General features: G+C 70.0%; 10 protein-coding genes. 3 read left to right on the top strand and 7 right to left on the bottom strand.

Going from position 1 to position 8,972, the window contains the following annotated elements:
* A partial coding sequence (locus KUTG_RS26470) for an N-acetylmuramoyl-L-alanine amidase (RefSeq protein ID WP_043720506.1) occupies window positions 1–850 on the top strand: 850 nt, incomplete at its 5' end.
* Between the two features lie 46 nt (window positions 851–896).
* Here the strand turns inward: KUTG_RS26470 and KUTG_RS26465 are convergent.
* Window positions 897–1,535: a GNAT family N-acetyltransferase gene (locus KUTG_RS26465; protein ID WP_116174433.1), complete on the bottom strand. Its 639-nt coding sequence runs from the start codon at window positions 1,533–1,535 to the stop codon at window positions 897–899.
* 154 nt (window positions 1,536–1,689) lie between these two features.
* Here KUTG_RS26465 and KUTG_RS26460 point away from each other — a divergent pair, with 154 nt between their 5' ends.
* Window positions 1,690–3,009: an aminotransferase-like domain-containing protein gene (locus KUTG_RS26460; protein WP_043720503.1), complete on the top strand. Its 1,320-nt coding sequence runs from the start codon at window positions 1,690–1,692 to the stop codon at window positions 3,007–3,009.
* Between the two features lie 21 nt (window positions 3,010–3,030).
* Complete coding sequence (locus KUTG_RS26455) at window positions 3,031–3,984, top strand: D-alanine--D-alanine ligase family protein (protein WP_043720501.1); 954 nt, start codon at window positions 3,031–3,033, stop codon at window positions 3,982–3,984.
* Window positions 3,985–4,141: 157 nt separating this feature from the next.
* Here KUTG_RS26455 and KUTG_RS26450 read toward each other — a convergent pair whose 3' ends face one another.
* The 6 genes from KUTG_RS26450 to yidD all read right to left on the bottom strand — a co-directional run bounded on the left by KUTG_RS26450 (window position 4,142) and on the right by yidD (window position 8,971).
* On the bottom strand, window positions 4,142–5,131 hold the full coding sequence (locus tag KUTG_RS26450; protein ID WP_043720498.1) for a ParB/RepB/Spo0J family partition protein: 990 nt from the start codon (window positions 5,129–5,131) through the stop codon (window positions 4,142–4,144).
* Window positions 5,128–6,045, bottom strand: coding sequence for a ParA family protein (locus tag KUTG_RS26445; protein WP_043720496.1), 918 nt, complete (start codon window positions 6,043–6,045; stop codon window positions 5,128–5,130). The genes KUTG_RS26450 and KUTG_RS26445 overlap by 4 nt, the downstream gene beginning before the upstream one ends.
* A gap of 107 nt (window positions 6,046–6,152) precedes the next feature.
* A complete protein-coding gene (gene rsmG / locus KUTG_RS26440; RefSeq protein WP_043720494.1) occupies window positions 6,153–6,839 on the bottom strand; it encodes a 16S rRNA (guanine(527)-N(7))-methyltransferase RsmG in 687 nt (228 codons plus the stop codon).
* Between the two features lie 192 nt (window positions 6,840–7,031).
* On the bottom strand, window positions 7,032–7,565 hold the full coding sequence (locus tag KUTG_RS26435; protein WP_043720493.1) for a Jag family protein: 534 nt from the start codon (window positions 7,563–7,565) through the stop codon (window positions 7,032–7,034).
* A 28-nt stretch (window positions 7,566–7,593) separates the two neighbouring features.
* Window positions 7,594–8,700 carry a membrane protein insertase YidC gene (yidC, locus tag KUTG_RS26430; protein ID WP_043720490.1) on the bottom strand — a complete coding sequence of 369 codons (1,107 nt, stop codon included), beginning with the start codon at window positions 8,698–8,700 and terminating at the stop codon, window positions 7,594–7,596.
* 4 nt (window positions 8,701–8,704) lie between these two features.
* Window positions 8,705–8,971, bottom strand: coding sequence for a membrane protein insertion efficiency factor YidD (yidD, locus tag KUTG_RS61670; RefSeq protein WP_084579817.1), 267 nt, complete (start codon window positions 8,969–8,971; stop codon window positions 8,705–8,707).
* Window position 8,972: the final 1 nt, after the last annotated feature.

Here is an 8,972-nt window from a genome sequence, read left to right as displayed (position 1 = left end):
CCTGCTGGAGCTGGGCTTCGACGCCGGCCGCCACACCGGCATGTTCGACCAGCAGACCGAGCTGGCGCTGCGCAACTTCCAGCGCGAGTACGGCCTGACCACGGACGGCATCTGCGGCGCGGAGACGGTCCGCGCGCTGCGCCAGCTGACGCCCAAGGTCCGCGGCGGCCGTCCCGTGCTGCTGCGTGAGCAGGAGCGGGTCCGCAAGGCCGGCCCGCGGCTGCGGGGCAAGCGCATCGTGATCGACCCGGGCCACGGCGGCCGGGACCGCGGCGTGGTCGTCGGCACGCACAGCGAGGCCGACCTGGTGTGGGACCTGGCCCGGCGGCTGGAGGGCCGCATGCAGGCCACCGGCATGGAGGCGCTGCTGTCCCGCGGGCCCGACCAGTGCCCGCCGGAGCGCGAGCGGGCCCGGTTCGCCAACGAGGCCGGCGCCGACCTGATCCTGTCGATGCACGTCGACGCCAACGCCTCGCCGCAGGCCAGCGGCGTCTCGACGTTCCACTACGGCACCGGCAACGGCACCACCACGTCCACCGTCGGCGAGACGCTGGCCGGCTTCATCCAGCGCGAGCTGGTGGCCCGGACCGGGCTGCCCGACTGTCGCACGCACGGCCGGACCTGGGACATCCTGATCGGCACCCGCTGCCCGGCGGTGCGGGTCGAGGTCGGCTACCTGACCAACGAGTCGGACCGCTCGAAGCTGGCCGACCCGGCCTTCCGGGACACCGTGGCCGAGGGGATCCTGGTCGCCGTGAAGCGCCTCTACCTGCTGGGCGAGAACGACCAGCCGACCGGCACCTTCACGTTCGCGGACCTGATCCGGCACGAGCTGGCCAAGGCCGAATAGCCGAGATATCGATAAATCGCCCCGTGCTGCCGGCACGGGGCGTTTTTCATGCCGGGCGCAGGCTCGGCTCGGCGCTGCCGACGCCGGTGATCGTCACGGTGCCGAGCAGCCGCTCCAGCGCCGCCTCCACGTCTTCCTTCCACGACAGCGCCGTGCGCAGCTCCAGGCGCAGCCGGGGCCAGCGCGGGTGCGGGCGGACCGTCTTGAAGCCGACGGACAGCAGGAAGTTGGCCGGGATGACGCAACTGGACTCGTCGTCGATGGACGCGTCGCTGAAGGCCTCGATCGCCTTCACGCCGCGGCGGGTGAGGTCCTTGGCCACCGCCTGCACCAGCACCCGGCCCAGGCCGCCCCGCTCGAACTCGGGCAGCACCCGCAGCGCGGTCAGCAGCACGGCGTCGGCCGACACCGGGGCGGTGGGGAAGGCGACGGCCCTGGGCACCGCGCTGGGCGGGGCGTAGAGGGCGTAGCCGGCCGGCACGTTGTCCACGTAGATGATCCGACCGCAGGAGCCCCACTCCAGCAGGACGCTGGAGACCCAGGCCTCCTTCTCGAAGTCGGTCTGGCCGTACTCCTCGGCCTGCTCCTTGAGGTGCGGGGCGAGCTCCCAGAACACGCACTTCCGGCACCGCTTGGGGAGGTGCTCCAGGTTGTCCAGAGTGACGCCCACAACGCGCCGCGACACCCGACCTCCCACGCGCAGATTCGACCCCCGCGTGACGCCACGGGACCGAACCAGCATAGGCCGGTGTGACGAGCGTCGGAAGGACTCAGCCTCGATCGGGACGCCCGTTACACTCGTCTGATCTACCACGCCTCACAAGTTGAGGGAGGCAGGCGTGAGCGACACCGGATCTCAGCCGGCGCACCAGGCCGGACGCAGCCTCGACCCGCACCTCGGCCGCTACGCGGCGCGCACGGCGGGCATGACGGCATCTGAGATTCGAGCGCTCTTCGCGGTGGCGAGCCGCCCCGAGGTTGTCTCCCTGGCCGGCGGCATGCCCTATCTTTCCGCACTTCCGCTGGAGTCGCTGGCCGCGGACGTCGGCCAGATGATCGCCGCCGACGGCCTGGTCGCGCTCCAGTACGGCTCCGCACAGGGCACCGTCGAGCTGCGTGAGCAGATCTGCGACGTGATGGCGCTCGAAGGCATCTCCGCGCATCCCGACGACGTGGTGGTCACCGTCGGCTCCCAGATGGGGCTGGACATGGTCACCCGGGTGTTCTGCGACCCGGGCGACGTCGTGTTGGCCGAGGCCCCGTCGTACGTGGGCGCGCTGGGCACCTTCTCCGCCTACCAGGCGCAGGTCGTGCACGTCGAGATGGACGACGCCGGCCTGGTGCCCGAGGCGCTGCGCCAGGCCCTGGCCGCGGTCAAGGCCGGCGGCCGTCGGGTGAAGTTCCTCTACACGATCCCCAACTTCCAGAACCCGGCCGGCGTCACGCTGTCCGTGCAGCGGCGGGCCGAGGTCCTGGAGATCTGCGCCCAGCACGACGTGCTCGTGGTCGAGGACAACCCGTACGGGCTGCTCGGCTTCGACGGCCAGACCTACCCGGCGCTGCGCTCCGCCGACCCGACCAATGTCGTCTATCTCGGCTCGTTCTCCAAGACCTTCGCCCCCGGTCTGCGGGTCGGCTGGGTGCTGGCGCCGCACGCCGTGCGGGAGAAGCTGGTGCTGGCCGCCGAGTCCGCGACCCTGTGCCCGCCCGCGTTCACCCAGGCCGTGGTGAGCCGGTACCTGTCGCAGCACGACTGGAAGGGCCAGATCAAGACCTACCGGGAGGCCTACCGCGAGCGGCGGGACGCCACCCTGGCCGCGATGGAGCAGCAGCTGCCCGCCGGGTGCACGTGGACCAAGCCCCAGGGCGGCTTCTACGTGTGGCTGACCGTGCCGGAGGGTCTGGACACCAAGGCCATGCTGCCGCGGGCCGTCACGCAGCGCGTGGCCTACGTTCCCGGTACCGCGTTCTACGCCGACAGCTTCGGCAGCCGGCAGATGCGCCTGTCGTACTGCTATCCCACTCCCGAGCGGATCCGCGAGGGCGTTCGGCGGCTCGCCGCCGTGCTGGAGGGGGAGCTGGAGCTGCTGCACACCTTCGGCACCGTGCAGCACCGCCGCCTGTCCGGCGCGCAGACGCCGACGCCGGACACCGCCTGACCGTCATCTACGGTGGCTCCCATGTCGGATCGCTGGGTGGCCGTGCTGTCGGGTGGGTTGTCGCACGAGCGGGACGTGTCGTTGCGCTCGGGTCGCCGGTTGTCGGCCGCCCTTCGCTCGGTCGGGTTGACCGTCGAGGAGTGGGATGCCGACGCCGGCCTCCTGGAGCGCCTGCGCAGCAACCGTCCCGACGCCGTTGTCGTCGCCCTGCACGGCGGTGAGGGCGAGAACGGCTCGATCCAGTCCATCCTGGAGATGTTCGGCGTGCCCTACGTCGGCACCGACTCCCGGGCCTGCCGTCGGGCGTGGGACAAGCCCACTGCCAAGGCTGAGCTCGCCCGTGTCGGCCTCACCACGCCCGGCTGGGTCGTGCTGCCGCACAGCACTTTCCGTGAGCTCGGCGCCCAGGCCGTGTTGGATGCCCTCGTCGACCGCGTCGGCCTGCCCCTGATCCTCAAGCCCGATCAGGGCGGCTCCGCCCTCGGCACCCAGGTCGTCCGTGAGGCCTCCGAGCTCCCCGCCGCGATGGTCGGCTGCCTGGCCTACGGCGACACCGTCCTGGCCGAGCAGTTCGTCGAGGGCATCGAGGTCGCCGTCGGAGTCCTGGACGGCACCGACGGGCCGGAGGCTCTGCCCGCCGTCGAGATCAGCCCCACCACCGGCACCTACGACTACACGGCCCGCTACACCGCCGGGCTCACGGAGTTCCACACTCCCGCTCGCCTCACCCCCGCCGCCACCGCCGAGGTGGGCGAGCTCGCCGTGGCCGCCCACCGTCTGCTCGGCCTTCGCGACGTCTCCCGCACCACCGCCATCGTCGCCCCCGACGGCACCGTCAACTTCCTTCAGGTCAACGTCTCCCCGGGCCTCACCGAGACGTCGCTCCTCCCGATGGCCATCGAGGCCGCCGGCCGCTCCCTGGGCGACACCTTCGCGTCCCTGATCGAACGCGCCGTCACCCGCGGCCCCCGCTGACCCACGCCTCGTCCGTCGTCGGCCGGATTCACGTGAAACATCGGTCCGGCGGCGACCGCCGTCGCACCGAAGGGCGGCTCCGCCCGGCGTGCTTCCCATCGGCCGCCGGGCGCCTCTCCCACTTCGATTTAGCCCATCGTCACCGTGACGTAAGTCGTCAAGGTGAGGGGATCTCCCCGATCCGTGTCTGATTTGTCGCATCCGGCGCGATGAGGCCGACGATGCGCTCAAGGTCGTCGACCGAACCGAACTCGACGACGATCCGGCCCTTGCGGCGACCAAGCTCGACCTTCACGCGGGTGTCGAACGAGTCCGACAAGCGATTGGCGAGGTCCTGGAGACCGGGGGCGTGGATCGGCTTGCGTGGAGCGGGCTTCGGCTTGGCCGGCGCCTCGTTCTTGGCCAGCGTCACCATCTCCTCGGTGGCCCGGACCGAGAGCCCCTCGGCCACGATCCGCGCGGCCAGGTCCTCCTGGGAGCCGGAATCCTCGAGACCGAGCAGCGCGCGGGCGTGGCCGGCGGAGAGCACACCGGCGGCGACGCGACGCTGGACCGGCAGTGGCAGCTTCAGCAACCGGATGGTGTTGGTGATGACCGGCCGGCTGCGGCCGATGCGAGAGGCCAGCTCCTCGTGCGTCACCTCGAACTCGTCCAGCAGCTGCTGATAGGCCGCCGCCTCTTCGAGCGGGTTCAGCTGGGCCCGGTGGATGTTCTCCAGCAGGGCGTCGCGCAGCATGGCGTCGTCGGCGGTCTGGCGCACGATGGCCGGGATGACGTCCAGGCCGGCCCGCTGGGAGGCGCGCCAGCGGCGCTCGCCCATGACCAACTCGTAGGCGCCGCGGCCCAGCTCCCGCACGACGATCGGCTGCATGAGGCCGAACTCGCGGATGGAGTGCTCCAGCTCGGCGAGCGCGTCCTCGTCGAACACCTGCCGGGGCTGCTTCGGGTTGGGCTTGATCTCGGTGATCGGCACCTCGCGGTACACCGCACCGGCCACCGTGTTGCCCCCGACGACCGCCGGGGGAGCGTCGTCCGGGACGCCGCTCAGCTTCACGCCCGAGCCGTTGCTCTCGCCCGGCGGCGGCCCCTGGGGGATGAGCGCCGCTAGACCGCGGCCCAGACCGCCCTTACGTTCCGGCGGGGTCATGCGCTCTCCATCTCCGTGCCGCGGTCGGCGATCTCCCGAGCGGCGTCCAGGTAACTCATCGCACCGCGCGAGCCGGGGTCATAGGCGAGCACCGTCTGGCCGTAGCCGGGCGCCTCCGAGACCTTCACGCTGCGGGGGATGACGGTCTGCAGGCACGTGTCGCCGAAGTGGCCACGCACCTCGCTGGTCACCTGGTCGGCCAGCTTGGTCCGGCCGTCGTACATGGTGAGCAGGATGGTGGAGACGTCCAGGGCCGGGTTGAGGTGGTTCTTGACGAGGTCGATGTTGCGGAGCAGCTGGCCGAGTCCCTCCAGGGCGTAGTACTCGCACTGGATGGGGATCAGCACCTCCTTGGCCGCCACGAGCGCGTTGACCGTGAGCAGGCCGAGCGAGGGCGGGCAGTCGATGAAGACGTAGTCGATGCCGAGCGCGTCGAGCGCCTCGTCGGACAGCGCCTCCTTGAGCCGCGACTCCCGGGCGACCATGGAGACGAGCTCGATCTCCGCGCCGGCGAGGTCGATAGTGGCCGGCACACAGTAGAGGTTGGGGGACTGCTCGCTGACCGCCGCCGCGTCGGCGATGGAGATCTCGCCGATCAGCACCTCGTAGACCGAGGGGGTGCCGGACCGGTGCTCGATGGCCAGGGCGGTGCTGGCGTTGCCCTGCGGGTCGAGGTCGATCACGAGCGTCTTCAGTCCGTGCAGCGCGAGGGCAGCGGCCAGGTTGACCGTGCTGGTCGTCTTGCCGACGCCGCCCTTCTGGTTGGCCACGGTCATGATGCGACGGTGGGTCGGTCGGGGGAGCTTCAACGAATCCGGGTGCAGCACCTTGGCGGCGCGCTGAGCCTCGGCTTCGATCGGAGTCCAGGTCGCGCCTTCGCCGGCCATGACCGACTCGCTCATTGCTGGATTCATCGGGCGTAGTACCTCTCCGGCTCCGACGGGCCCGTCGTGTGCCTGTGCGTGTCTCGGTGTTTCACGTGGAACATGCGGTGCTCCGATCTGGGGATCCGAGTACACGCTCACCCATCCTTCCGTCTCCGACGCCCGCCGTCACGACGCCCGGCCTGTTCGTCTCGTTCCACTACGACGACGGTCGTCGGCACGTCGAGCACCTCGGCGCCACAGGTGGCCACCCACTGCTGGGAGCCGCCCGCCTTCGCCACCGCTGCCGCATCGCGTTCCAGTTCCTCGGCCGCGCTGGCCCCCTTGAGCGCCAGCAGCTGCCCGCCGGACCGCAGGAGCGGCAGGCACCACCGCGCCAGCTTCTCCAACGGGGCGACCGCGCGGGCGGTGACGATGTCGCTGCCACCGAGCCGCCGTCGCACCTCGGGCTCCTCCGCCCGGCCACGCACCACCTCGACGTCGAGGCCGAGGGTGTCCACGACTTCCTTGAGCCAGGCGACGCGGCGAGCCATCGGTTCCAACAGCGTCAGGCGGATGTCCGGTCGCACGATCGCCAACGGGATGCCGGGAAGTCCCGCCCCCGACCCTACGTCCACCGCCCGACAATTCCGGGGAATCACCTCGGCGAGTACGGCCGAGTTGAACAGATGGCGATCCCAGAGCCGGTCGACCTCACGCGGCCCGATCAGTCCGCGCTCTACTCCATGGTCGGCCAAGAGCGCGGCGAACTTGATGGCCCCCGATGCCCCGTCGCCGAACACCCGCTCCACGACGTCCGTCGGCGGCTCCCACGCCTCGCTCATACGCTCCCCATCAGTCCGCACGTTTCACGTGAAACCGTGTCCGACCCATCTTCCCCGACGACCCCGTTTCACGTGAAACACGGCGACCAACGAACACCTCGCGTCGCCGTGCGGCAGACGCCCCCGCGTGCGGCGCACAAAAAAAGCGCGGCCCGTTTCACGTGAAACGGGCCGCGCTGGGGGAGCGGTGGGTCACTGCTCCTTGAAGACCACCACTCGACGCTGGGGCTCCTCGCCCTCACTCTCGCTGTAGGTGCCCTTCACGGCGGCGACCGCGTCGTGCACCACCTTGCGCTCGAACGGGGTCATCGGCTGGAGCCGCACCTTCTCACCGGTCGACAGCACCTTCTCGGCCGCCGACTTGCCGAGCTCGCGAAGCTCACTCCGACGACCCTCGCGCCACCCGGCGATGTCCAGCATGAGCCGGCTGCGCACGCCGGTCTCCTGCTGCACGGCGAGCCGGGTCAGTTCCTGCAGCGCCTCCAGCACGGTGCCGCGCGGGCCGACGAGCTTCTCCAACTCCTCGCCACCGTCGATGCTCACGATCGCGCGGCCGGCCTCCACGTCCAGGTCGATGTCGCCGTCGTAGTCGAGCACGTCCAGCAGCTGCTCCAGGTAGTCACCGGCGATGTCGCCCTCCTGGACGAGCAGATCCTCGCCGTTGGCCGGCGACCGCTCCTCGGTCGCCTCCTGGTCGGCTTCGGCCGCCTGCAACGTCTCCGACACGTTCTCTCCTCTCCAGAACAGCGAGGCGTCAGCGACGCTTCCGGCTCTGCTTCTTGCGGGCTTGGTTCGGCGCCAGGCCGGGCACCTTGGTCGAGGGTTCGTCGCTCTTGACGGCGCTGCCGTTGGCCGGCGCGCTCGATCCGTTCGACTTCGACTCGGTCTGCTCCGCCGCGGTGTCGGCGGCATCGGCCGCGTCGGTGGTGTCCGCCGCGTCCGCCGCACCGCCCGGCTTGGCCGCCTTGCGCACCTGCTGCATCGGCTTCTGCCCGGGCTTGGGCGCGAGGTTGTTGCGCTGCTCGACCTTCTTGGCCTTCGCCTCGGCCTCGTCCCGGTCGATCCGGTGATAGACGAAGTACTGCTGGCCGAGCGTCCAGGCGTTGTTGCTCAGCCAGTAGAAGAGCAGACCGATCTGCAGGAAGGCGCCGAAGGCCAGCACACCGAGCGGGAACAAGTACAGGGTCAGCTTGTTCATCATCGCGGTCTGCGGGTTGCCGGTCACCGCGGCGGTCTGCCGGGCCACGTTGTGCCGGGCGGTCAGGTGCGTCGCGATGCTGGCCACGATCATCAGCGGGATCGACACCAGGATGACGTCGAAGCGGCCGACGTGCGGCACGAACGCGTTCAGCTCGTTGTCGGCCATCGCGATGTACGACGACAGCGGGGCGCCGAACAGGCGGGCCTGGAGGAACGACTGGACGTCCTCGGTCGGCAGCCAGTAGTTCGGGATCTTGATGTTCTGGTCGTAGGACAGCCCGGGTCGGTTGAACGACCGCAGCACGTGGTTGAGGCCGATGAAGACAGGCGCCTGGAGCAGGATCGGCAGACAGCCGGCGAGCGGGTTCACGCCGTGCTCGGACTGGAGCTTCTGCATCTCCGCCGCGAGCTTCTGCTTGTCGTTCTTGTACTTGGCCTGAAGCTTCTTGATCTCGGGCTGGAACTCGGCCATCTTGCGCATGGACTTGACCTGCGCGACGAACGGCTTGAACAGGATCACTCGCAGGGTGAACACGAGGAACACCACCGAGAGCGCCCAGCTGGCCGCGCCGCCGAAGGCCCCGTCACCGAAGATGGCGCCGAAGACCTTGTGCCATACCCACAAGATCCCCGACACGGGGTAATAGATGAAGTTGAGCACTGAGCTACTCCTCGGCAGCGGTGTTGGAACTGGCGCCGGTCCGCGGCTGCCGTGGCGGCACGGGGTCCAAGCCTCCAGGATGCCAGGGCCCGCAGCGCAGCAGCCGACGAACGGTCAGCCAGCTGCCACGCACCGCACCATGAACGGTCAGCGCCTCCACCGCATATGCACTGCAACTCGGGTAGAAGCGACAGCTCGGGGGGAACAGAGGGGAGATCCACCTCTGATATCCCCGTATCGGGGCCACCAGAACCTTCGCGGCGACGGTCATG

The sequence above is a fragment of the Kutzneria sp. 744 genome (assembly GCF_000568255.1).
Classification (GTDB): Bacteria; Actinomycetota; Actinomycetes; order Mycobacteriales; family Pseudonocardiaceae; genus Kutzneria.
Note: the sequence above shows the minus strand (reverse complement) of the source record. Positions and strands in the feature narration are given on the sequence as shown.

What these genes read in the sequence shown, in the direction of transcription:
- KUTG_RS26455 (WP_043720501.1), top strand. Translation starts at nt 3,031, where the DNA reads ATGTCGGATCGCTGGGTGGCCGTGCTGTCGGGTGGGTTGTCGCACGAG.
- KUTG_RS26450 (WP_043720498.1), bottom strand. Translation starts at nt 5,131, where the DNA reads ATGACCCCGCCGGAACGTAAGGGCGGTCTGGGCCGCGGTCTAGCGGCG.
- KUTG_RS26445 (WP_043720496.1), bottom strand. Translation starts at nt 6,045, where the DNA reads ATGAATCCAGCAATGAGCGAGTCGGTCATGGCCGGCGAAGGCGCGACC.
- rsmG (WP_043720494.1), bottom strand. Translation starts at nt 6,839, where the DNA reads ATGAGCGAGGCGTGGGAGCCGCCGACGGACGTCGTGGAGCGGGTGTTC.
- yidD (WP_084579817.1), bottom strand. Translation starts at nt 8,971, where the DNA reads ATGACCGTCGCCGCGAAGGTTCTGGTGGCCCCGATACGGGGATATCAG.